Origin of the sequence: Streptomyces sp. NPDC087859 (assembly GCF_044742595.1) — a bacterium.
GTDB lineage: Bacteria > Actinomycetota > Actinomycetes > Streptomycetales > Streptomycetaceae > Streptomyces > Streptomyces canus_F.
Genome location: NZ_JBIUUU010000003.1, coordinates 317,734 through 341,287, shown reverse-complemented (window position 1 = coordinate 341,287; position 23,554 = coordinate 317,734). Strand labels below are relative to the sequence as shown.

General features: G+C 70.7%; 20 protein-coding genes. 14 read left to right on the top strand and 6 right to left on the bottom strand.

Going from position 1 to position 23,554, the window contains the following annotated elements:
• Positions 1-265 precede the first annotated feature (265 nt).
• The 6 genes from ACIOHP_RS08955 (at position 266) to ACIOHP_RS08930 (ending at position 7,763) form a co-directional block, all read left to right on the top strand.
• Positions 266-1,285, top strand: coding sequence for a LacI family DNA-binding transcriptional regulator (locus ACIOHP_RS08955; protein WP_401884786.1), 1,020 nt, complete (start codon positions 266-268; stop codon positions 1,283-1,285).
• Between the two features lie 143 nt (positions 1,286-1,428).
• On the top strand, positions 1,429-2,436 hold the full coding sequence (locus ACIOHP_RS08950; protein WP_361540262.1) for an ABC transporter substrate-binding protein: 1,008 nt from the start codon (positions 1,429-1,431) through the stop codon (positions 2,434-2,436).
• A 611-nt stretch (positions 2,437-3,047) separates the two neighbouring features.
• Positions 3,048-4,586: a sugar ABC transporter ATP-binding protein gene (locus ACIOHP_RS08945; RefSeq protein WP_361540259.1), complete on the top strand. Its 1,539-nt coding sequence runs from the start codon at positions 3,048-3,050 to the stop codon at positions 4,584-4,586.
• Positions 4,583-5,668 (top strand): ABC transporter permease, encoded by a 1,086-nt coding sequence (locus ACIOHP_RS08940; RefSeq protein ID WP_361540256.1) that lies wholly within the window; start codon positions 4,583-4,585, stop codon positions 5,666-5,668. The genes ACIOHP_RS08945 and ACIOHP_RS08940 overlap by 4 nt, the downstream gene beginning before the upstream one ends.
• Positions 5,668-6,690, top strand: a complete 1,023-nt coding sequence (gene yjfF / locus ACIOHP_RS08935; protein ID WP_266892969.1) for a galactofuranose ABC transporter, permease protein YjfF — start codon at positions 5,668-5,670, stop codon at positions 6,688-6,690. Before ACIOHP_RS08940 ends, yjfF begins: the two co-directional genes overlap by 1 nt.
• Positions 6,691-6,857: 167 nt before the next feature.
• Positions 6,858-7,763, top strand: a complete 906-nt coding sequence (locus ACIOHP_RS08930) for a hypothetical protein (RefSeq protein WP_401884777.1) — start codon at positions 6,858-6,860, stop codon at positions 7,761-7,763.
• Positions 7,764-8,321: 558 nt separating this feature from the next.
• Here ACIOHP_RS08930 and ACIOHP_RS08925 read toward each other — a convergent pair.
• On the bottom strand, positions 8,322-8,759 hold the full coding sequence (locus ACIOHP_RS08925) for a MarR family winged helix-turn-helix transcriptional regulator (RefSeq protein ID WP_307031395.1): 438 nt from the start codon (positions 8,757-8,759) through the stop codon (positions 8,322-8,324).
• 89 nt (positions 8,760-8,848) lie between these two features.
• Here ACIOHP_RS08925 and ACIOHP_RS08920 point away from each other — a divergent pair, with 89 nt between their 5' ends.
• Both ACIOHP_RS08920 and ACIOHP_RS08915 read left to right on the top strand, forming a co-directional pair.
• On the top strand, positions 8,849-9,847 hold the full coding sequence (locus ACIOHP_RS08920) for an NADP-dependent oxidoreductase (RefSeq protein ID WP_401884771.1): 999 nt from the start codon (positions 8,849-8,851) through the stop codon (positions 9,845-9,847).
• Between the two features lie 95 nt (positions 9,848-9,942).
• Positions 9,943-10,362, top strand: a complete 420-nt coding sequence (locus tag ACIOHP_RS08915; RefSeq protein WP_361540241.1) for an organic hydroperoxide resistance protein — start codon at positions 9,943-9,945, stop codon at positions 10,360-10,362.
• Between the two features lie 68 nt (positions 10,363-10,430).
• On the opposite strand, the gene ACIOHP_RS08910 is transcribed toward ACIOHP_RS08915, so the two are convergent.
• A complete protein-coding gene (locus ACIOHP_RS08910) occupies positions 10,431-11,582 on the bottom strand; it encodes a serine hydrolase domain-containing protein (protein WP_401884769.1) in 1,152 nt (383 codons plus the stop codon).
• A 26-nt stretch (positions 11,583-11,608) separates the two neighbouring features.
• Positions 11,609-14,152 carry a M14 family zinc carboxypeptidase gene (locus ACIOHP_RS08905; RefSeq protein WP_401884767.1) on the bottom strand — a complete coding sequence of 848 codons (2,544 nt, stop codon included), beginning with the start codon at positions 14,150-14,152 and terminating at the stop codon, positions 11,609-11,611.
• Between the two features lie 202 nt (positions 14,153-14,354).
• On the opposite strand from ACIOHP_RS08905, the gene ACIOHP_RS08900 reads away from it, so the two are divergent.
• The 3 genes from ACIOHP_RS08900 (at position 14,355) to ACIOHP_RS08890 (ending at position 16,727) form a co-directional block, all read left to right on the top strand.
• Positions 14,355-15,218: a hypothetical protein gene (locus ACIOHP_RS08900; RefSeq protein WP_401884765.1), complete on the top strand. Its 864-nt coding sequence runs from the start codon at positions 14,355-14,357 to the stop codon at positions 15,216-15,218.
• Positions 15,219-15,318: 100 nt separating this feature from the next.
• On the top strand, positions 15,319-16,116 hold the full coding sequence (locus ACIOHP_RS08895; protein WP_401884763.1) for an EI24 domain-containing protein: 798 nt from the start codon (positions 15,319-15,321) through the stop codon (positions 16,114-16,116).
• Complete coding sequence (locus ACIOHP_RS08890) at positions 16,113-16,727, top strand: LysE family transporter (protein WP_361477690.1); 615 nt, start codon at positions 16,113-16,115, stop codon at positions 16,725-16,727. Before ACIOHP_RS08895 ends, ACIOHP_RS08890 begins: the two co-directional genes overlap by 4 nt.
• Here ACIOHP_RS08890 and ACIOHP_RS08885 read toward each other — a convergent pair.
• On the bottom strand, positions 16,699-17,937 hold the full coding sequence (locus ACIOHP_RS08885; RefSeq protein WP_401884760.1) for a pyroglutamyl peptidase: 1,239 nt from the start codon (positions 17,935-17,937) through the stop codon (positions 16,699-16,701). The two genes, ACIOHP_RS08890 and ACIOHP_RS08885, sit on opposite strands and share 29 nt — an antisense overlap.
• A 194-nt stretch (positions 17,938-18,131) precedes the next feature.
• Positions 18,132-19,067 carry a LysR family transcriptional regulator gene (locus tag ACIOHP_RS08880; RefSeq protein ID WP_401884756.1) on the bottom strand — a complete coding sequence of 312 codons (936 nt, stop codon included), beginning with the start codon at positions 19,065-19,067 and terminating at the stop codon, positions 18,132-18,134.
• 49 nt (positions 19,068-19,116) lie between these two features.
• Between ACIOHP_RS08880 and ACIOHP_RS08875 the strand changes: the two genes are divergently transcribed.
• Together ACIOHP_RS08875 and ACIOHP_RS08870 are read left to right on the top strand one after the other, a co-directional pair.
• Positions 19,117-19,914 (top strand): NAD(P)-dependent oxidoreductase, encoded by a 798-nt coding sequence (locus ACIOHP_RS08875; protein WP_401884752.1) that lies wholly within the window; start codon positions 19,117-19,119, stop codon positions 19,912-19,914.
• A gap of 21 nt (positions 19,915-19,935) precedes the next feature.
• Positions 19,936-20,364 carry a RidA family protein gene (locus tag ACIOHP_RS08870; protein WP_401884749.1) on the top strand — a complete coding sequence of 143 codons (429 nt, stop codon included), beginning with the start codon at positions 19,936-19,938 and terminating at the stop codon, positions 20,362-20,364.
• On the opposite strand, the gene ACIOHP_RS08865 is transcribed toward ACIOHP_RS08870, so the two are convergent.
• Positions 20,309-20,917 (bottom strand): TetR/AcrR family transcriptional regulator, encoded by a 609-nt coding sequence (locus ACIOHP_RS08865; protein ID WP_361540214.1) that lies wholly within the window; start codon positions 20,915-20,917, stop codon positions 20,309-20,311. The two genes, ACIOHP_RS08870 and ACIOHP_RS08865, sit on opposite strands and share 56 nt — an antisense overlap.
• 102 nt (positions 20,918-21,019) lie before the next feature.
• Here ACIOHP_RS08865 and ACIOHP_RS08860 point away from each other — a divergent pair, with 102 nt between their 5' ends.
• Positions 21,020-23,473: a glycoside hydrolase family 3 protein gene (locus ACIOHP_RS08860; protein ID WP_401884742.1), complete on the top strand. Its 2,454-nt coding sequence runs from the start codon at positions 21,020-21,022 to the stop codon at positions 23,471-23,473.
• The last annotated feature ends 81 nt before the right edge of the window (positions 23,474-23,554 follow it).

The following is a 23,554-nucleotide window of genomic DNA, read 5'->3' as shown; positions in this document are numbered from 1 at the left end:
CGACGTGGTCGGGGTGTCAATGGGTCGGGTGGTCGAACGGCGTAACGGTTTTGGTGACGTGCACATCCGTCCGGCATCTCAACTCTCCCAGCCAGGCGCGTTATTCAACCGTGACACCTTCCCTGCTGCAGCCCTCTTGACCGCCGTGAATTGTTAGCGCTCACAATGACCTCCGCATTCACCGATCGATGCCTGCCGGCATCCGAGGAGGTACGAGCATCGTGTCGGTGGTGCTTTCATCAGTGATCGCCAGGGGGGTGCGACCGTGAACCACTTGCAGCTCCGGCCGCCCACCATGGCCGACGTGGCACGCCTCGCCGGCGTGTCCCACCAGACCGTGTCCCGGGTGCTGGGAGACCACCCCAACGTCCGGGACGAGACACGGGCCAGAGTGCTGCGTGCGATCGAGGAGATGGGCTACCGCCGCAACTCCTCCGCCCGGGCACTCGTCACCCGGCGCACCCGGACCCTGGGCGTGGTCGCCTCCAACACCACGCTCTACGGACCGGCCAGCACCCTGTTCGCACTGGAGGACGCGGCGCGCGCCGCCGGGTACACCGTCTCGACGGTCAGTCTGCGCAGGCTGGCGGTGGAGACGCTCTCCGAGGCCCTGGACCATCTCAGCGAGGGCGGGGTGGAGGGGGTCATCGCCCTCGCTCCACAGCGCTCCGCGGTCGAGGCCCTCGCCGAACTCCGCCACCCCTTCCCGGTGGTGGCGGTCGGTACCGGGTCCGGCGCGGAGATCCCCAGCGTCAACGTGGACCAGCAACTGGGCGCACGCCTGGCCACCGGTCATCTGCTGGCCGCCGGCCACCGGACGGTCTGGCATCTCGCCGGGCCCGAGGACTGGCAGGAGGCGGCCGACCGGGAGACCGGCTGGCGGGCGACCCTCGAAGCGGCGGGCATCGAGCCGCCTACGCCGCTGCGGGGGGACTGGAGTCCGCTTTCGGGCTACCGTGCGGGCCAGGAACTGGCCGGCTGGGTGGGCCGTGGACTCACCGCCGTCTTCGTCGCCAACGACCAGATGGCACTGGGGGCGTTGCGGGCGCTGCGTGAGGCGGGCGTGCGCACTCCCCAGGACGTCGCGGTGGTCGGCTTCGACGACATCCCGGAATCGGAGTTCTTCGCTCCGCCGCTCACCACCGTCCGGCAGGACTTCGCGACGGTGGGCAAGCACAGCATCGCCCTGCTGCTGGATCTCATCGAGGGGCGGGCTCCCTCAGGGGTGCCCGGAGTCGCCATCGAACCCCACCTCGTCGTCCGGGCCAGTACCGCTCCCGACTGACACGGCCCTACGACACCAACGGTCACAATTCGTACACCAGTGTGACCGATATTTCGAATAATGATCGACAGGCTGGACGCAGTGAGTCGGTCCTCGCGAGTAACAGCGGTCCTCCCCGGACCGGCTCTTCAAAGGAGAAGAACATGCTCAACAGAAGGAACTTCCTCACCGCGGCCATCGGCGTCGCGGCGGCAGGCACCCTGGCCGCCTGCGCCAAGGAGGACGACAGCTCCGGCGACTCCACCGGCAGCGGCGGCAGCAAGACGATCACCCTCGGCTTCTCCCAGGTCGGCTCCGAGAGCGGCTGGCGCACGGCCAACAGCGACTCGGTGAAGTCGGCGGCCAAGGAGGCGGGCTACAAGCTGCAGTTCTCCGACGCCCAGCAGAAGCAGGAGAACCAGATCTCCGCCATCCGCAGCTACATCTCGCAGAAGGTCGACGTCATCGCCTTCTCCCCGGTGGTCGTCACCGGCTGGGACGCGGTGCTCAAGGAGGCCAAGGCCGCGAAGATCCCGGTGGTCCTCACCGACCGCTCGGTCGAGACCTCCGACGAGTCCCTGTACGTCACCCTGGTCGGCTCCGACTTCACCGACGAGGGCCGCCGCGCCGCCAAGATCCTCGAGAAGGTCATCGAGAAGGCCGGCCTCAAGGGCGACGTGAAGATCGCCCAGCTGGAGGGCACCACCGGTGCCGCCCCCGCCATCGAGCGCGCCAAGGGCTTCAAGGAGGTCATGGACGCCGACCACGCCGACGACTGGAAGATCGTCGTCAGCCAGACCGGTGACTTCACCCGCGCCGGCGGCAAGCAGGTCATGGCGGCCTTCCTGCAGTCCAACCCGGACATCAACGTCCTCTACGCCCACAACGACGACATGGGCATCGGCGCCATCCAGGCCATCGAGGCGGCCGGCAAGAAGCCCGGCAAGGACATCCTCATCGTCACGGTCGACGGCGTGAAGGACGGCTTCATCGCCATGTCCGAGGGCAAGATCAACGCCATCGTCGAGTGCAACCCGCTGCTCGGCCCCCAGCTGATGGAGGTCGTCAAGACGGTCCACGAAGGCGGCTCGGTCGAGCGCTGGATCAAGACCAAGGAGAGCGACTTCATGCAGGACCAGGCCAAGGCCGCGCTCCCCGACCGCAAGTACTGACCGACTGGCGGAGCCGACCGACTGGCGGTGCCGACCGAGCGGCGGTGCCTGCCGACCGAGTGGCGGTACTGACCGATCGGGAGCGCCTGCCGATTGGGGGTGCCGACCGAGTGGCGGTGCTTGCCGACTGGCGGAGCCGACCGAGCGGCGGTGCCTGCCGACCGGCGGTACTGACCGACCGGGGGGCGCTTGCCGACCGGGGGTGCCGACCCACTGGCGGCGCTTGCCGACCGGCGGTACTGACCGATCGGGAGCGCCTGCCGATTGGGGGTGCCGACCGAGCGGCGGTGCTTGCCGATTGGGGGTGCCGACCGATTGGGGGTGCCGACCGAGTGGCGGTGCTTGCCGACCGGGGGTGCCGACCGACCGGCGGAGCCGACCGAGCGGTGGTGCCTGCTGGTTGGGGCGTCGACCGAGCGGCGGTGCTGACCGGTCGCGGTGCCGGATCGATCGCTGTAGTGAGTGGCCGGCCGCGGTATTGACCGATCGCGGGGATGACCGACCGCACCACCGGCAGGGAGCCTCCCGCCGAACCGAGCGCGGCTCGGTTCGGCTCACGGAGGCTCCCCGCGGGCCTGAACCGATTGCACGAGTTCAAGAGGAGCGCTGCCATGGCAGAGCCGCAGCCCGTCCTGGAGATGACGGGCATAGTCAAGGAGTTTCCGGGGGTAAGGGCTCTGTCGGGCGTCGACTTCCGGCTCTTCCCCGGCGAGATCCATGCCCTGATGGGCGAGAACGGAGCCGGGAAGTCCACCCTGATCAAGGTGCTGACGGGGGTCTACTCCCTGGACGGAGGCACCATCACCCTCGACGGCAGGACCGTGCGGATCGGCAGCCCGCTGCAGGCGCAGCACGCCGGTATCAGCACGGTCTACCAGGAGGTCAACCTCTGCCCCAACCTGTCGGTGGCGGAGAACATCTTCATCGGCCGTGAACCCACCCGCGCCGGCCGCATCCAGTGGAAGCGCATGCGCAAGGAGGCCGCGGAACTCGTCGACCGGCTCGGCCTCGACATCGACGTCACCGCACCCCTGTCCTCGTACCCCCTCGCGGTGCAGCAACTGGTCGCGATCGTACGGTCGGTGGGCACCGGCGACAGCGACGGCTCGGGCTCCGGCACCAAGGTGCTGGTCCTGGACGAACCGACCTCCAGCCTCGACCGCGACGAGGTCCTCGAACTGTTCCGCTTGATGCGGCAGTTGCGGGACGAGGGCGTCGCGATCCTCTTCGTCTCGCACTTCCTCGACCAGATCTACGAGATCTGCGACCGCATGACCGTCCTGCGCAACGGCACTCTGGTCGGCGAGCACCTGGTGCGCGACCTGGACCAGGTCGGGCTGATCGAGCTGATGATCGGCAAGGCCCTGGACCAGCTGGAGGAGCTCCACGACCACCAACTCCACGCGGACGTCGGCGAGTCGCTGCTGAAGGCGGAAGGCCTCGGCCGGAGCGGCGGTATCGCCCCCTTCGACCTGGACATCAAGAAGGGCGAAGTCGTGGGCCTCGCGGGCCTGCTGGGCTCCGGCCGCACCGAACTGGCCAGACTGCTCTTCGGCGCCGACCAGCCCGACAGCGGCAAGGTCACCATCGGCGGCAAGCAGGTGGCGATGAGCGCCCCGAACGACGCCATCGGCGCCGGGGTCGCGTTCTGCTCGGAGAACCGCAAGGCCGAGGGCCTGGTCCCCGACCTGACGGTCCGCGAGAACATCATCCTCGCCCTCCAGGCGTCCCGCGGCTGGACCCGCCCCATCCCCACCGCCCAGCGCGACGAACTGGTCGCCAAGTACATCAAGGCGCTGGACATCCGCCCCGCCAACCCGGAGGCCCGGGTGGGCCAGTTGAGCGGCGGCAACCAGCAGAAGGTGCTCCTCGCCCGCTGGCTGATCACCCAGCCGAAGCTGCTGATCCTCGACGAGCCGACGCGCGGCATCGACATCGGTGCCAAGACGGAGATCCAGAAGCTGGTGGTCTCCCTCTCCGAGGACGGCATGTCCGTGCTCTACATCGCGGCCGAGCTGGAGGAGGTCCTCCGCCTCAGCCACACCATCGGCGTCCTGCGCGACCGCAAGCTGGTCGCGCAGCTCACCAACGGGCCCGAGATCACCACCAGCAAGATCCTCGAGACCATCGCGAGCGGAGAACAGCAGTGACCACCACCTCCCGCTGGCGAGCACTGACGCGCCACAACCTCTTCTGGCCGATCGTGGTCCTGGTGGCCCTGCTGCTCGTCAACGTCCCCTTCACACCCGACTTCTTCGCCATCCGTATGACGGACGGCCACCTCTACGGCAGCCTCGTCTCGATCGTGCTGTTCGGCTCGCCCCTCATCCTGGTGGCCGTCGGCATGACCCTGGTCATCGCGACCGGCGGCATCGACCTCTCGGTCGGCGCGGTCGTCGCCATCACGGGCGCGCTGACGTGCTCGTACATCAGCGACCAGTCCGACCAGGACGCCCTGGCCGGAGTGCTGCTGGCGATGGGCGTGGGCCTGATAGCGGCGGTCGTCTGCGGCCTCTGGAACGGCTTCCTGGTCGCCCGTATGGGCATCCAGCCGATCATCGCGACGCTGATCATCATGGTCGCCGGCCGGGGCGTGGCCCAGCTGATCACCGACGGCCAGATCATCACCATCAACAGCGAGCCGTACAAGCTGATCGGCGGCGGCTACTGGCTGACCCTGCCCTTCTCCATCTTCGTGGTCGCTGCGGTCGTGGCCGTCACGGTGGCGCTGACCCGCCGCACGGCCCTCGGCCTGCTCGTCGAGTCCGTCGGCGGCAACGCCGAGGCCAGCCGCCTGGTCGGCATCCGCTCCCGCCGTATCAAGATCATGGTGTACGTCTTCTGCGCCCTGTGCGCGGGCATCGCGGGCCTGATGATCAGCTCCAACACCTCGGCCGCGGACGGCAACAACGCCGGCCTGTGGATCGAGCTCGACGCGATCCTCGCCGTGGTGATCGGCGGCACCTCGCTGCTGGGCGGCCGGTTCTCGATCGGCGGCACGGTGGTCGGAGCCCTGGTCATCCAGACCCTGACCACCACGATCTACACGATCGGCGTCCCGACCCAGACCAACCTGGTCTTCAAGGCCGCCGTCGTCATCGTCGTCTGCCTCCTCCAGTCCCCGAAGTTCCGCGCCAAGGTCTTCGGCGCCCGCGCGAAGGCCGCGGCCCCGGCGGCGCCCGCCGTGGTCGCCGAGCCCGCCGACTCCGCTCCCAAGATGGAGGTGTCGTGATGAGTACGACCACCAAGACCCCCACGACGCCGCAGACCCGTACGCCGTCCAAGGCCGCGCGCCTGCTCGGTGACCGGCGGCTGCCCGTCCTGGTCACGGCGGCGTTGTTCCTCGCGATGTACATCGGCGGACTGAGCCGCTATGTGAACTACGGCTTCGGCGACTCGCAGGTGTTCCTCAACCTGTTCATCGACAACAGCTATCTCCTGGTCGCCGCCGTCGGCGCCACCTTCGTCATCATGTCCGGCGGCATCGACCTGTCCGTGGGCTCGGTGATCGGCTTCACGACGATGCTCACGGCGTGGCTGGTGCAGGACGTGGGCCTGCCGCTGCTGGTCGTCATCCCCATATCGCTGGGCGTGGGAGCGTTCGGCGGCTTCCTCATGGGCTATGTGATCCACAACTTCGAGATCCAGCCGTTCATCGTGACGCTGGCGGGCCTCTTCCTCTTCCGGGGCCTGTGCCTGGTCATCAGCAAGGAGTCGATCGCCATCACCGACTCGGCCGTGAGCAGTCTGGCCGAGACGCGGGTGTCGCTGGGCGTGGGGGACCTGTCGATCGGTGCCATCGTGGCCCTGCTCGTCCTGGCCGGGGCGTTCTACCTGCTCCACTACACCCGCTTCGGACGCCGGATCTACGCCATCGGCGGCAACGAGCAGTCGGCCCTGCTGATGGGCCTGCCGCTGGGCGGCACGAAGATCGCGGTCTACACGATGAGCGGCTTCTGCTCGGCTCTGGCGGGCCTGCTCTTCATGCTCTACATCCAGTCCGGCGACCCGCTGCACGCCGTGGGCATGGAGCTCGACGCGATCGCCGCGGTGGTCATCGGCGGCACGCTGCTGACGGGTGGTTCGGGTTATGTCGTGGGCACGCTGTTCGGCGTCCTCGTCCTGGGGCTGATCAAGAGCATCATCCAGTTCGAGGGCACGCTCAGCTCCTGGTGGACGAAGATCGCCACGGGTGTGCTGCTGTGTGCGTTCATCCTGATCCAGCGCGTCATGACGACCCGTAAGGAAACGTGAGCGGAGGGGGAACCGGTCCGCTGCGGCGCGATGTCGCTTTCGATGCGATCAGGTGGTTTGAGGGCAGAAGATCCTCAACTCGCCGCGCCGGAATGGCTGGTTCCCCACACAACCTTCACAGCAGCCTCTAGGAACGCCGCCGCTCAGGAACTTAATCTTCCCGCGTCATGGACTACTGCCTCCCGTGCCGAAGGCACCTCAACGGAGCCCTCGCCTGCCCGGGCTGCGGCACCCCAGCTCAACAACTCCACGCGTACGCGGCGGCCGAGCCGCATCCCGCCGCCCAGCCGCAACAGCTGTATATGCAGCAGCAGGCGGGCACGGGGGCGGACGCTGACGCCTATGAGGCGTACGGCGACGGGGCCGAGGGCGGTGGTGCCGCGGAGAGCGGTGACGCGGAGAGCGGCGACCAGAGTGACGAGCGGGCCGAGGCGGCTGAGACCGTGGGCGTGCCCGCGGGTGGTGGTCGGGCGGCGCGAAGACGTGCGCGGGGCCGGGGTGGCAGGGCTGCCGAGGTCGATGAGGAGCCCGAGGGCTACGACGACTCCGACGAGTTCGAGGACGACGACGAGGGCGGTGCCGTCGGTGGTACGAGTCGCCGTGACCGCAAAGCGGCGGCGCACCGTCGTCGGCGCCGGCGGACCCTGCTGATCGCGGCGGGCTTCCTGCTTGCCGCCGGTGGTCTGAGCCTGGCGGAGCTCGGCATGGACGCTCCCGGCTCGTCGTCGACGCCCGCTGCGGCGGGGGGTGAGTCGGCGGAGGGCGCGGCCGAGGCGGAGGCGAGCAAGCCGGCCGAGCCGCTGACCGACGAGAACGGAACCACCCCGCCGCCCTCGGTATCACCGGACGCCTCGAAGTCCCCGTCGGCCTCGGCCTCGGCCTCGGAGTCCAAGGGCCCCGACAAGGGCACCCAGTCCGCGGGAGCCTCCGCCCCGAACCTCACCACATCCGCCCCGGCGGCAACGACCCCGGCGTCCTCCGCGACCCCCACGTCGAACCCGACGACCTCGGACCCGACGGCAGCCCCGTCCCCGACCCAGTCGTGCGAACGCTTCCTGTGGTGGTGCACCTAGGCGGGTGGATGCCTGCGGCGGCCCGTGGCGGCTTCGGTGGGGGCGTGCGTCGCGCATGCCGGTCCGGTTGGGGGTCGGTGCCGCACCGGGGGGTGTCCGTCCTCGGTCGGGCGGTGCTGTGTGCTGGGGCTGTGCTCTTGGTTGGTCGCCCGACGCTGCGGGCGGACACCCCCCGGTACGTCCCCTGCTCGCCGTTGCGCCGGCGCGGGTGGTGCCCCGCCTGGGGTCACAGGAGACGACTCCAGGGGCATGCCGGTCCGTCACCCACCCGCAGGTGCCTGCGCCCCTCGGTGCCGGTCCGTGTCTTTCGGCCCGTCGGGCGTCCGAGGACGAAGGCCTGCCGTCCCGATCCCCCACCCACCCGAAGGCGGCTGCGCCCCTCGACGCCGGTCCGCATCTTCCAGCCCGTCCGGCGTTTGAGGACGAGGCCCCTTCAGGGCCGATGGGGGTCCAGGGGGCGCAGCCCCCTGGGGGCGGGGTCGAAGGGGCGGCAGCCCCTGGGGATGGGAACGGGTAAGGGCGGCGGGGGCGAAAACAGCCCGGCGCGCACCCCCCGCCTCAAACCCCCAGCATCCGCCGCAACAGATCCCGGAAAACCGTCCGCTCCGCATCGGACAACCCCGCCAACGGCTCCCGGGCGAACCGCAACGACTCCCGAAGGCTGCGAGCCACCGCCCGCCCTTCCTCCGTCACCGCCGCCAGCTTCACCCGCCGATCCGCAGGATCCGGCCGCCGCTCCACCAGCCCCCGCGACTCCAGCCGATCCACGATCCCGGTGACATTGGACGGCTCGCACCGCAACTTGTGCGCCAGCTTCCGCATCGGCAACGGCTCCAGCGCCAGCAGACTCACCAGCCGAGCCTGCGCCCCGGTCAGCGCGTGCTCCGCCGCCGCGTCCTCGAAATCCGCGTAGAAACGGGCCACGACGTCCCCGATCAGCTCGACGACCTCAAGGGTCAGCGCATCGGGACGAGCGGTCTTCTGTGGTGTGGCCATGGCCCCAGCGTACTCCCATTACTTGACAACCTGAAATATTCAGGAGCATGGTTGTTTAAGGTACTGAAGTAAATCTGAAAGGTTCCGTCATGATCAACCGCGAGTGGCACCTCCTCTCCCGCCCCGTCGGCTGGCCCAAGACCGAGGACTTCGCCCTGGTCGAGGCGGAGATCCGGCAGCCCGCCGAGGGGCAGGTCCTCGTACGGAACAAGTACCTGTCCGTCGATCCGTACATGCGCGGCCGCATGAGCGCCGCGAAGTCCTACGTCGCCCCCTTCGAGCTCGGCAAGGTGATGCAGGGCGGCGCGGTCGGCGAGGTCGTCGCCTCCGAGGCGGAGGGCATAGCCGTCGGCGACCACGTCCTGCACTTCGGCGGCTGGCGCGAGTACGCCACGTTCGACGCCGCGCAGGCCGTGAAGGTCGACCCGGACGCCGCGCCCCTGTCGACGTACCTCGGCGTCCTCGGCATGACCGGCCTCACCGCCTACGCCGGCCTGCTGCGCACCGCCGTCTTCAAGGAGGGCGACAGCGTCTTCGTGTCCGGCGCGGCCGGTGCCGTCGGCAGCCAGGTCGGTCAGATCGCCAAGCTCAAGGGCGCCTCGCGGGTCATCGGCTCGGCCGGTTCCGATGAGAAGGTCAAGCTCCTCGTCGAGGAGTACGGCTTCGACGCCGCCTTCAATTACAAGAACGGCCCGGTGGGCGAGCAGCTGCGCGCCGCCGCTCCCGAGGGCGTCGACGTCTACTTCGACAACGTCGGCGGTGACCACCTGGAGGCCGCCATCGGCTCCCTCAACGAGGGCGGCCGCATCGCCGTCTGCGGCATGATCTCCGTCTACAACAGCACCGAGCCCGTCGCCGGCCCGAAGAACCTCGCCCGCCTCATCGCGACCCGCGGCCGCATCGAGGGCTTCCTGGTCAGCGACCACTACGACCTCCAGTCCCAGTTCGTCCAGGAGGTCGGGCCCTGGGTCGCCTCGGGCGCGCTGAAGTACCGCGAGACCGTCGTCGAGGGCATCGAGAACAACCTGGAGGCCTTCCTCGGCGTCCTGCGCGGCGACAACACCGGAAAGATGATCGTCAAGGTCTGACGTCTTCTGTCGGTTTCCGGCATGCGGTAACTTCTTTCCGAAACCCGTCGTCGATCGTGGGCGCGAGCGCGGCGGACCTAGGAGGAAGACACCGCATGTCCATCCAGCAGACCGACGTCCTCTACACCGCCGTCGCGACCGCCGAGAACGGTCGTGACGGCCGGGTGGCCACCGAGGACGGCAGGCTCGACGTCGTCGTGAACCCGCCCAAGGAGATGGGCGGCAGCGGCGAGGGCACCAATCCGGAGCAGCTGTTCGCCGCCGGCTACAGCGCCTGCTTCCAGGGCGCCCTCGGCGTCGTCGCCCGCCTGGAGAAGGCCGACATCTCCGGCTCGACGGTCACCGCGAAGGTCGGCATCGGCAAGAACGACGACGGCTTCGGGATCATCGTCGAGATCTCGGCCCGGATCCCGAACGTCGACGCCGACACCGCCAGGACCCTCCTCGAGAAGGCCCACCAGGTCTGCCCGTATTCGAAGGCGACCCGCGGCAACATCAGCGTGACGCTGGTCTGACCCGTTCGTTGCGTACGACGGAGGCCGCACCCCTGGACGTGGGGTGCGGCCTTCGCTGTTGTCGTCGGTCAGCTCGCCAGCGCCGCGCGGTGCACCGCCTTCACCAGCCGGTCGTTCTCCGGTGCCGCCCCGCCCGGGAAGGCGAGCCGGCGCCGGGTGTAGCCGTAGGCGAGGCCGCTCCACGGGTCGGCGAAGGCCTGGGAGCCGCCCGCGCCGCTGTGCCCGAACGTGCCGGCGCCCAGGAACGGGTGACGGCTGTCGGCGATCGCCTGGAAGCCCAGCCCGAAGGAGCGGTGCTGGCGGGCCACCAGGTCGTAACCGGTGGAGTGGATCTGGCCTACCTCGGCGATCGTGTCCGGCTTGAGGAGTGGTGGCCGGTCGCCTATCTCGCTGATCGCCGCCGCGTACATTCCGGCGAGCCCGCGCGCGGCCGCCACCCCGCCCGCGGACGCCGGGCCCTTGGCGCGCACGGTACGGGAGTTGATGTACTCCAGCAGGTCACCCGGGTTCGGCACGTGTGTGTTGAACGCGATCGACGCCAGGGTGTGCGGGCCGGTGGGTGTGGCATCGATCTCGGCCTGCTGGACGGGCGTGGGGATCATCGGCTGCGCGGAGCGGTACCGCGGTTCCAGGGCCGCGGGCAGGCCCAGGTGGAAGTCCAGGCCGTACGGGGCCCGGATCCGCTCCTCCCACAGCTCCTGGATCGAACGGCCTGTCGCCCGGCGTACGACCTCGCCGGTGAGGGCGCCGATCACCAGGGCGTGGTAGCCGAAGGCCGTGCCCGGGCGCCAGAACGGCCGCTGGTCGGCCAGGCGTTCGGCGATCACCCGGTCGTCGGCCAGCTCGTCCCGGCTGAACCCGGCGTCGAGCCCGACCAGCCCGGCCCGGTGCGTGATCAGCTCGCGCAGGGTCAGCGCGCCCTTGCCCTCGGCCGCGAACTCCGGCCAGTAGTACGTCACCTTGCGGTCCAGTTCGAGCGTGCCGTCCTGGACGAGGAGAGCGGCCACGAGATACGCGGCACCCTTCGTCGACGAGAACACCGCGTGCAGGGAGTCGGCGTCGTTGCCGTCGCCCGTCCACAGGTCCACGACCCTGCGGCCATGGACGTACGCGCACAACTGGCCCTCGTAGTCGGGGCGTTCACCGGTCACGATCGCGGCGAACTCCTCGCGCACCGCCTCGAAGCCGTCGGCGACGGTGCCGTGTATCTCCTGTGTCATCCGCTCTCCTTGACTGATCTACACCGCTAGCCGACGCCGGCCATGCGGAACAACGCCCCTGCGACCTGCGGGAATTCTCCCTTCGGATGATCCCGGAAGAGGGGCTCGGTGCCGAAGAGGACCGACTGCGGACCGCTGACGACCGAGGGCTGTCCGGCTGCGGCCAGGGGGCCGCCGCTGCCGTCCGCCGATGGGCGCCAGTGCCCGGAGACAAGGGGGTTACCGGTCGCGTACGACTGCTCCACGCGGACCTGCGGGCCGAGGTCCGTGAACCAGACCGGCGCGTACACGAAGCCGTGCCCGGGAGCGCCCGCGGTCACCGGCCCTGAGTTCACCACCCGCACCACACCGTTGGCGTCCCCGTTGCCCTCGACCGGCTTCGCGGCCAGCAGGCCGGTGGCGGTGGCGAGTTCGGCTCCAGTGACCCCGCGCCCGACGAGACCGTGACCGGCGTCGAGGAAGGCGTCCAGGGCCGTGCGGGCGGACGGGGTGAGAGCGCCGTACTCCAGCCCTGTGGACACGAACAGGACGTCCGCCGACGACCAGTCGAAGCCCGCGTTGGCGATAGCCGTCGAGACCGGGGTGACCTCGAAGTTCATCTCACGCAGCGCGAAGAGTTCACCGGAGGTCACGGCGGCGGCGACGCGGGTGCGGTGGAGGGCCTGGGTGCCGGTGAGGGTCGTCGCGTCGAAGGCCACGTCGTACGTCCGGGCCAGTTCGGCGGCCTTACGCCGTGCCGACGCCGGGACGATCGCGCTGCCACCGTCGGCTGTCCGTCGTACCGGAACACCCTGCTGGAGAAGGGAGTTGGCGGCGGCGATCGCCTGCGGGTCGTCCAGGCGCAGCCGCAGGGCGCCGCGTGGGGCGACGTGGCCGACGGCCGCGGCCTCGCTGACCGACCGCAGCGCGAGGCCCTTGAGGGTCCCGGAAGTCACCGGCTCCACCGGGGCGCCCCACAGCCGGCCCAGGCTCCAGCCCGAGATGTCGTACATCACCGAGACCTTGTCGCTGATGTCCCGTCCGTCGGCGAGCAGCACGTTGGCGAGGCCCCGCTTGGGCTGGTGCATGTCGACGACGTACGAGCCCTTCGCGTACGTCTTTCCGCCGAGCCGGAAGGCGTGGCTCGCGCGGGTGACGCGGACGTCGTTGGCGAGGAGGTGGTCGACCAGGCGGGCGGTGGCGGTGGCCTTCGGGCCGCCGGGCAGGACGTAGGCGCGCGGGAAGACGGTCGTGTAGACGTCCTCGGGGCCGATGCCGGGGACTCCGGGGACCGTCTCGGAGGAGACGGGGATCTGCGCGGCGCCCGTGGCCCCGCGGCGGAACACCTCGATCTGGTCGTTCACCAGCGCGGCGCGGTGGGCCCGGACGAAGTCGAGCGTGGCGCGGATGGCGGCACCGGCGACGTCCACGTTGACGGCCGAACGGCGCCGCAGTTCCGCCACCGGCAGGCTGTCGTAGGCCGCGTTGTTCACCTGCAACGGGATCTCGACCGTGTGCGCGGCGACCGTGCCGTGGAACGCCGCGTACTGCGGGGTGAAGATCGGCGGCCAGTCGTCCCAGCCCTCCTCCTGGTCCCGGAAGGGGATCTGCGCGGGTTGCACCCCGTCCTTCGCGGGCGTGTAGCCGAGGCCGTTGACGGCGGCCTCCATGCCGAGGGCGTTGGCGTAGGTGTTCTTCAGGAAGAGGTCGTACTCGTAGTTCTCGCCGTGCGGGGGAGTGGTGGGCTCGATGAGGGTGCCGTTGACGTAGCCGTGCAGGTCGAGCATGACGGCGGGCTGCTTGTCGATCTCGATCTGCCGCATCGCCCGCACCTCGGGCTGCGAGGCGGTGACGAAGTCCCGGTTCATGTCGAAGCCGTTGGCGTTCGCGCGGGTGCCGGCGATACGGCCGTCCGGGTTGGCGGTGATGTTGAAGTAGAGCCGGGAGTGGGCGAGCAGGTCCCGGGTCCTGGAGTCCGTGGCGGTGGCGAGCTGCTCGATGAGCTTCAGGGAGGCGTCGGTGCCCTCCCACTCGTTGCCGTGGATGTTGTTGTTGAAGAAGACGGGCGCCTTGTAACCGGCCTTGATCTCGGGCGACTTGGCGGCCTGTGCGGGGGAGTTCTCGATGAGGTCGCGCATCCGCTCCTGGGCGCGGGCCTGGCGGGCCGTCTCGGGTGCCGTGACGGTCACGAGGTAGAGCCGGTGCCCGCCGGCCGACCGTCCGGCGACCTCGACGCTGACGCGGTCGCCGAGGGCCTGGACGGCGTTCAGCTTCGGGGCGATCGCGTGGTACGGGGTGAGGCCGAGCTTGATGGACTTGTCGGCGGGGTTCTCCGGGTCGGGGGAGAGGATCTGCTCGCGGGGGTAGCCGCGGACCGCGCCACCGGCCGCCTGTTCGTCGGCGAGGGCCCTCTTGGCGGCGCTCGCGGGGGCCTGTGCGGCCCGCTGGTCGAGCGGGGCCTCGTCCCGGATGACGGGCGGTGCGGGTTCCGCGCCGGCCGTGTGCGGGGTGAGCAGCAGTGCGCCTGCCGTGGTGAGGGCGAGGGTGGCGATCAGTACGGGTCTCGCGGGTGCGGTTCTCGTGGTGCGCACGCGTCGTACCTCCTCCGGGAGCTTCCTGAGATCGGTACGGCGACATGTACCTGTTCGACTCAACCGGAACAAGAGGGAGTTCGTGTCACGGATGCCCCGGATGGCGCATCCCGAGAGGTCCGGACGGGGCATGCTGACCTCGGGACACCCGGCGACGGACCCGGCAACGGCGGCTTGTCTGGCGACACGAGGAGAGCTCCTCATGGCACCGATCCCCCCTCTTCCCAGCAGGGAAGACATGCTGCGCATGGCGCGCAGCACCAGCGACATCACCGGCCAACTCCTGGACACGGCCGGGAACATCACGAAGATCGCGATCAACACCTTCGACCCCAGGGACGGTTCCGGCCAGGAGGTGCTGCGGGTCCTGCGCGAGACGACGGCGGAGCTGGCGGAGGCGAGCGCGTCGCCGCAGGCGCAGGAGGCGTTCTACCGGATCGTGGACACCCTGACCCGGCTCGGCACGAGCGGCGCCCCCCTGGCCGTCCACCCGGTCAGCGAACCGGCCCAGGCCCTGCTGATGGCGCTGGGCGACAGCCTGCTGCCGGTGCTGGACGCGGTGGAGCCGGCGGTGGAGGAGTTCGCGACCGCGCTGGGCGACCTGGTGGAGGCGATGTCCCCGCTGCTGCCCGCGGCGGCCGGGCTGGCGGCGGGCACCCTGCTCGCGTTGACCCCGGTGATCCGTACGGCGGCGGAGATCCTGCGCGACTCCTCCCCAGAACTCCGCCGCATCGCCGACGCGTTGACCGCGGCACTGGCCCCACTGATGCCGCTCCAGCTCGCCCTGGCGGAACGCGCGGCCGCCGCGGGCGCGGGCGTGGTCCGCGCCTCCCTCCAGCCCCTCGCCGACCTCACGGAAGCGGCGGCGGCGACCACGAAGGCGGCCCGTCCGGTGCTGATCGCCGGGGAGGAGCTGCTGGTGGCGGGTCTTGAGCAGCTCCAGCCGGTGCTGCTGGCCGGGGCGTCGCGTGCGGGCCGGGTGGCCCGGGCTGCGGCGGTGCGGGTGCAGGCGGCGGTGAGTCCGGCGGATGAGCGGGGGGTCGTGGTGGCGGTGGTGCCGGGGTGACCAGAAGCGGGACCGCTGAGCCGAGCCACCAGAACGGGGGCGGAGTTCGGCGGCGGCCACGGCCGGGAACCCTGTCACCGGCGCCCGATAGAGTTCCCCCATGCGCGATCTTGGGGTGGGCTTCACATATCTGCTGAAGGGCCAGCGATGGGTGGCCCGGCACGGCAAGCAGTACGGCTTCGGGCTGATACCGGGCCTGATCACCCTCGTTCTCTACGCGGCGGCGCTCGTCTCGCTCGCCGTCTGGGGCGAGGACTTCATCGGCTGGGCCACTCCCTTCGCCGACGACTGGTCCAGCCCCTGGCTCGGCCTCTTCCGCGGTTTCCTCACCGTCGTGCTGTGGGCCCTCGCCCTCCTCCTCGCGGTCCTGACCTTCACCGCGGTCACGCTCCTGATCGGCCAGCCCTTCTACGAGAGCCTCTCGGAGACGGTCGACCGCGATGTGTCCCCGGACGGCACCGCCCCCGAGTCCGGCCTCCCCCTCTGGCGCGAGCTGTGGATCTCGGGCCGCGACAGCCTGCGGATCGTGGTCCGTGCCCTGGTCTGGGCGGTCCTGCTCTTCGCCCTCGGCTTCATCCCGTTCGTCGGACAGACCGTCGTCCCGGTGATCGGCTTCTTCGTCACCGGCTTCTTCCTCACCGAGGAACTCGCCGCCGTGGCCCTCCAGCGCCGCGGCGTCGAACTCCGCGACCGGCTCGCCCTGTTCCGCTCCCGCAAGACCCTCATCTGGGGCTTCGGCACCCCCCTCGCCGTGGCCTTCCTGGTGCCGTTCGTCGCGGTGTTCCTGATGCCGGGCGCGGTCGCGGGCGCCACTCTGATGGCGCGCGAACTGCTCGGGGAAGAGATCCGCGAGGACTCCGACGACAACGACAACGACACGGAGGGGATCACCTCTTGACCGAGATACTCGCCGTCGCCGTCATCACCGTCCTGGCCGTCATCGCCCCCGGCGCCGACTTCGCCATGGTCGTCCGCAACAGCTACCTCCACGGCCGCCGCACCGGCCTGCTCGCCGCGCTCGGCGTCGCCGCCGGCGTCCTCGTGCACGTCACCTACACGATGCTCGGCGTGGGGTTGCTGATCGCCTCCTCCACCTTCCTGTTCACGGTGATCAAGCTGGTCGGCGCGGCCTACCTCGTCTACATCGGGGTCCGCACCTTCCGCACCCGCGGCGAGGTCCAGGTCGACCTGGAGACCACGTCGGACCTGACCCCGCTCAAGGCTCTGCGCGCCGGCTTCCTCACCAACGTCCTCAACCCGAAGACGACCCTGTTCGTCGTCTCGACCTTCGCCCAGGTCGTCAGCCCCGGCACCCCCGTCTACCAGCAGGTGGGCTACGGCCTGTTCATGTCGCTGGCCCACCTGCTGTGGTTCGGCGTCGTCGCGGTCTTCTTCTCGCACGACCGCATGCGCACCCTGATGCTCCGCGGCCAGAAGATCCTCAACAAGGTGATCGGCTCGGTCCTGGCCGGCCTCGGCGTCAGTCTCGCGTTCGCCCCGTCTCATTGACCGCCACGGTCACGATCGACCGCACCTGGGCGATGATGTCCAGCCGGTTCCGCACGAAGTCGGGGTCGGTGACCTCGGTGGTGTTGCCGGCGGCGAACTGCAGCACCGGCGTGTGCACATGGCCGCCGGGCAGCTCGTCGTGCAGGCCCGACCGGTCGCGCAACAGGGTCGCCCGGTAGGCGATCTCGTTCGACAGGTAGTCCCCGCCGCCCCCGGCCCGCGCCGTCGACCCCGCCGTCGGACCGTCTGCCCGTACGACGGGTACCGTCCCGCCCGCCGGGATCTCGGTCACGCTCGTGTTGTCGTACACGGGGAAGCGTCCCGTACTCGCCGCCACGATCTCCTTGTACGGCAGGGTCGTCGTCGTCCACTGCGGCTGCGAGGCCGGATCGGTGACGGGGACGGTCTCCGTCCGGGAGATGTTCTCGTTGTCCGGGAACCCGCCCCGCCAGGCCCCGTTGGTCCGCTCGATGTCGAACCGCCCGACCCGCCCCTGGCTGACCGTGGTGAAGAGGTCGGCCTTCCTCAGATACGGCCGCAACGTCCGCTCCACCGTCCCCTCCGCGAAGTCCCGCCAGCGCACGGGGAACACGGCCGTCTCCACCCGCGCCGGTCCCTGTGCCGTCTCGATCACCGTGCCGTCGAGCGCGAGCGCGGTCGCCCCGGACGGATTGGAGATGCGGATGTCCCGGTCCAGCGTGAACGGATCGAACCCGGTGACGAGGATCCGCTTGACCTTCTTCCCGGACGGATACCGGATGGCGGTCTGCCCCCGCGAGGTCCGCTCCAACTCGTCCAGCAGCGCGGCCCGTTGCCTGTCGCCGAGCTCGAACCCCGGCTCCCAGGTCCGCACCTCCCGCGTCATCCCCAACCGCGCCCAGTACAACGGCCGGTCGTCGTCCCGGCTCAGATCACCCCCGGCCGGCCCCCGCCCCTGCGCCCGGTCGACGGCCCGCTTCCACAGCGCGGATCCTTCGCGTGCGACGATCCGGCGGGCCTGCGCGTAGCTGCGCGCCGAGCCGAGTTCCCGCGCGAACTCCGGTGCCACGGAGTCGAACCCGGAGCGCCGCAGAATCTCCTGCGGCACGGCCTTGTCGAGCCGCTGTTCCTCGACGGTGGCGGTGGGAGCCGCCTCGGCGGCCTGGGGTATCGCGAGCCCGGCCATCAGGGCGAACCCGATCACACCGACCCGAACACGTAGGGAATTCAAGAAAGTTCAGCCTTCCGTCGCCGTGGGGAGCGTGGTGGTGCCGACGGCGGCAGTATGCGTGACGGAAGTGGTCTACGCCATGGGGTGTGACTCGGGAGGGGGGTTCATCAGCGCGGTGCCGCGCCCGCAAGGGGCGCGGGGAACTGCGCGACCAGCCACGACGGCGCCGCGGACGATCGCACACGGAACAGCACTCAGCAACCCGGGATGCGCCGCACGGCCTCCCGCAAGGCCCCCACGAACGCCTCCACCGCGGGCGCCTGCGCCCGTCCCCGTACCGTCGCCGCGTACACCGCCCGCGCCGGCGCCTCCTCGTCCAGCACCGGCAGCAGCGCGACGTCCGGCCGTACCGACTCCGCCGCCAGCGCCGGGACCAGCGTCACGCCGAGGCCCGCGGCGACGTAGCCCTGCTTGGCGGTCCACTCGGCGACGACGTGCGCGACGCGCGGCCGGAAGCCCTGCCGCAGGGCGGCGTCCAACAGCGTGCCCTCCGGACGCGCGCTGCCGGAGATCCAGTCGGCGTCTGCGAGTTGACCGAGCCGGACCGGGCCGTCGCCCGCCAGTGGATGCCCGGCCGGGACGGCGACGTACAGGGACTCGTCGAGGAGGTGGTGCAGCTCGTACGGGTCCAGCGGCGTGTGGCCTGTCGTGGAGACGACCGCCAGATCCAGGTGACCCGCGGTCAGCCGCTCCAGGAGCACCGGCGTGAACCCCTCCTCGCGCGAGACCCGCACGCGCGGATGGCGATCGCGGAAGGCACCGAGCGCACGCGGCACCAGCGCCGCGTCGGCCGTGGCGAACGCCCCGAACCGCAGCCGTCCGCCCGCCACTTCGCGCAGCGCCGCCAGCTCGCGCCCGGCCCCGTGCAGCGCCTCGACGACGGCCTCCGCGTGCGGCACGAGCACCCGGCCCGCCTCGGTGAGCCGTACGCCGCGCGGCAGCCGGTCGAAGAGCGGGGCCCCGCCCAGCGCCGACTCCAGCGCGGAGATCTGCCGGGACACCGCGGACTGGGTCCAGCCGAGGGTCCGCGCGGCGACCGTGAAGGAACCCCGGCGGGCGACTTCCAGGAAGGCGCGCAGCCAGACGGTGGAGAGATCGGGCGACTCATGCGGAGACGGCATGGGAGCCATGCTAGACATTCGCTTGTCGCATCTCAGGGGCGGACATAGCGTCGGCGCCATGGAGCACATCGCATTCCTCGGCCTGGGACACATGGGCGCCCCCATGGCCCGCCGACTCCTTGCCGCGGGCCACCCGTTGACCGTCTGGAACCGCACCGCCGAGAAGGCCGGCCCGCTCGTCGAAGAGGGCGCCGGACTCGCCGCCTCCCCGGCCGACGCGGTCCGGGACGCCGACGCCGTCATCACCATGCTCGCCGGCCCGGACGCGCTGGAGGCGGTGGCAGGGGCCGCCGCGCAGGCCCTGCGGCCGGGCGTCCACTGGATCGAGATGTCGACCGTCGGGCCGGACGCCGTACACCGCCTCGCAGCCCGACTGCCCGAAGGCGTCACCCTCGTCGACGCCCCCGTCATGGGCAGCACCGACAAGGCGGCCGCGGGCGCCCTCGGCATCCTCGCCGGCGGTGACACGACCGGCGTCGAGCACCTCCTCGCCCCCCTCGGCAACGTCACCCGCACGGGACCCCTCGGCTCCGGCGCCGCCCTCAAGCTCGTCCTCAACTCGGCCGTCATCAGCGCAATCGCGGTGGTCGCCGAAGCCCTGCGGCTCGCCGACGCCCTCGGCCTGGACGGCGGCACGGCCCGCACCGCCCTCGCGAGCGGCCCCCTCGCCGGAGTCGTCGCCCGCGCCCACGCCGAGGGCGTGCACTTCGACACCACGCTCGCGCTGAAGGACCTCGACCTGGCCACGAAGACGGCGCGACTGCCCGTCATCGAGGCCGCGTCGGAGCACTACCGCCGGGTCGCCGCACCCGGCGAGGACATCTCCCGGGCCGCGGCCCGCATCCGCACCGCCTGACCTCGCAGACAAGGGAGATCCATGAAGGTCACCATCGACAACCCCGCCTCCGCGCCCCAGCCCCTGAGCCCCTACTACTCCCAGGTCGCCCGAGTCGAACAGGCCGACGGCAGCGCCCTGTTGTTCGTCTCCGGACAGATCGCCGAGGGAGAGACCCTCGCCGAGCAGAGCCGAGGCGTCTTCGAGACGATCGCCGCCCTGCTGAAGGCCCACGGCGGCACCCTCGCGGACGTCATCAACATCCGCACCTACCTCACCGACATCGACAGGCTCCAGGAATACGGCGCCGTACGAAGGGAGTTCCTCACCGGGACCCCGCCCACCAGCATGACCTTCGAGGTGCCGAAGCTGTTCCGGCCGGAGGCCCGGATCGAGGTGGAGGTGGTCGCCGCGGTCAGTCCGGGTTCTCAGGATTCTCGGGGTTCGCGGGGTTCTCGCCCAGCAGACTGAGGAAGTCCCGGAACGCTCCCGGCATGTCCACCGAATCGGGGTCGAGGAGCCACTGGTACTGCAACCCGTCCATGACCGCCACCAGCAGCGGCGCCGTGCGTTCGGGCGTCAGCCCGTTCGGCAGCCGGTCCCCGTACTCGGCACGCAGCACCGCCGCCATGGATTCGCGCACCTGCGCATAGCGCTCGGTGAAGTACCCGCGCGCCGGATGCCCGTCCGTCACGCTCTCGCCGAGCAGCGCCGAGAAGGTCTGGATGATGCCGGGCCGCATCGCGTTGTACTCGACGAGCGAGGCGAGCAGATCGATCCGCCACTGGGTGTCCGGCACCGCGTCCCACTGGTCCCGCTCCTTGAGCACGGCGACCAGCAGGGCTTCCTTCGTGGGGAAGTGGTGCAGCAGCCCCTGCTGGGTGAGCCCGACGCGCTCCGCGACGGCGGCGAGGCTCGCCCCGCGGTAGCCGCGCTCGGCGATCACCTCCAGGGCCGCCCGGACGATCTCCGCGCGTCGTTCCTCGCTCCTGACCCTGGCGTTCATGGGGTCACCGTACGGCATGACCGTATGCCATATGTAACGGCCAGATAACGAAACCTACCGGTCTACAGGTAACGGGTGCACGATGGGGGAACGGCACGGACCCGAAACCAGGAGGACCCAATGGCGGGCACCCACTCCACCCCGGCGGACCAGGCACGCGAGGCTGCCGTGGAGGCGGCTCTCGGCAAGCTCGACCTGGACGCGAAGGCCCGGCTGCTGGCGGGCCAGGACATGTGGACGCTGCCCGCCCTGCCCGAGATCGGCCTCGCGTCCCTCGTCATGTCCGACGGGCCGATCGGCGTCCGGGGCGTGCGCTGGACCGCCGACGACCCCTCGATCGCGCTGCCGTCCCCGACCGCGCTCGGCGCCACCTGGGACCCGGAACTCGCCCGCCGCGCCGGCGCGCTGCTCGCCCAGGAGGCCCGCCGCAAGGGCGTCCACGTCCTGCTCGCCCCCACCGTCAATCTGCACCGCTCCCCGCTCGGCGGCCGCCACTTCGAGGCCTACAGCGAGGACCCGTACCTCACCGGACTCATCGGCGCGGGCTATGTGAACGGCGTGCAGTCCGGCGGAGTCGGCACCACCGTCAAGCACTTCGTCGCCAACGACGCCGAGACCGACCGCTTCACGGTCAACAACGTCGTCTCCGAGCGCGCCCTGCGCGAGCTCTACCTGCGGCCCTTCGAGCTCATCGTCGAGAACGCCCACCCGTGGGGCATCATGACCGCGTACAACCAGGTCAACGGCGTGACGATGACCGAACACCACCACCTCGTGAACGACATCGCGCGCGGCGAGTGGGGCTTCGACGGCTACAACGTCTCCGACTGGATGGCCGCCCGCTCGACGAAGGGCGCCATCGAGGGCGGCCTCGACGTCGCCATGCCGGGCCCGCAGACCGTGTACGGCGAGGCCCTCGCCCAGGCCGTCCGCGACGGCGAGGTCGAGGAGGCCAAGGTCGACGAGGCGGTACGCAACGTCCTGCGGCTCGCCGCCCGCGTGGGCATCCTGGAGAGCGCCGAGCCGGTCGTCACCGAGCTTCCGGACACCATCGACGGCGAGGCGCTGGCCCGCGAGATCGCCCGCCGCGCCTTCGTCCTGGTCCGCAACGAGACCAGCGCGCTGCCGCTGAAGCAGGGCACCGTGGCGCTGATCGGCGCCGCCGCCCGCGACGCCCGCGTCCTCGGCGGCGGCTCCGCCACCGTCTTCCCGCCCCGGATCGTCTCCCCGCTCGACGGCCTCACCGCCGCCCTTCCCGAGGGCACCCTCACCTACGCCGTCGGCGCCGACCCCAACACCGAACTCGCCGTCGCCGACAAGGGGTTCACCCTGCGCGCCGTCTGCCGCGACATCGACGGCAAGGTCATCGGCACCGGCAACGCCCCCAACGGCCAGATCCAGTGGATGGGCAACGACCTGCCCGACGGCGTCACCCACGACACGCTCCACACCATCGAGCTGACCGGCACCTTCACCCCGCGCGACAGCGGCACCCACACCTTCGGCATCAAGGGCGTCGGCGCCTTCACCCTCACCGTCGACGGCACGACGTACTACGACGACCTCCAGCTCCCCGCCGACACCAGCGACCCCTTCGAGGCCTTCTTCGGCTCCCCGGTGCCGCACGGCGAGGTCGAACTGACCGCGGGCGAGCCGGTCGAGGTCTCCCTCACCTATGTCTTCCAGCTGCCCGAGGGCATCCCGTTCATGGTCATCGCCTTCGCGCTCGCCCACCAGGAGCCGCGGCGCGACGCCGACGAGCTGATCGCCGAGGCCGTCGAGGCCGCCCGGAACGCCGACACCGCCGTCGTCGTGGTCGCCACCACCGACCGCGTCGAGTCCGAGGGCTTCGACCGGGGGGACCTCGAACTGCCCGGCCGCCAGGACGACCTCGTCCGCGCCGTCGCCGCCGCCAACCCGAACACCGTGGTCGTCGTCAACTCCGGCTCCCCGGTCGAACTGCCCTGGCGCGACGACGTCGCCGCCGTACTCCTGAGCTGGTTCCCCGGCCAGGAGGGCGGTGCCGCCCTCGCCGACGTCCTCACCGGCGCCCATGAGCCCGGCGGCCGCCTGCCCACCACCTGGGGGTCCCTGGACGCCGCCCCGGTCACCCGGGTGATCCCCGCGGACGGCGAACTCCCGTACACCGAGGACGTCTTCATCGGCTACCGCGCCTGGGCGAAGGAGGGCCGTACCCCCTCGTACCCCTTCGGCCACGGCCTCGGCTACACCGACTGGACGTACGAGTCCGTCCAGGTCGAGGGCGCCACGGTCCGCGTCCGCCTGCGCAACTCCGGCGAGCGCACCGGCCGCGAGGTCGTCCAGGTCTACCTCGCCCCGGCCGAAGCTCCCGGCCCCGACCGCCCCGAGCGGCAGCTGGCCGGTTTCGCGGGCGTCGAGGCCGCGCCCGGCGAGAGCACCGAGGTCACCGTCGAGATCCCGCGCCGCGCCTTCGAGACATGGACCGGGGGAGAGGGCGCGGAGGGCTCATGGTCGTTTGTGAAGGGTTCGTACGAGATCCAGGTCGGCCGCTCGATCACGGACCGTCGCCTCACCGCCACGATTAACGTCTGATCCGGGATAAGTCTCCCCACGAGCAGCCCCGGTCCGGGACCTGACACCCGGGCCGGGGCTTGTCGTTCTCCGCGACCCCCG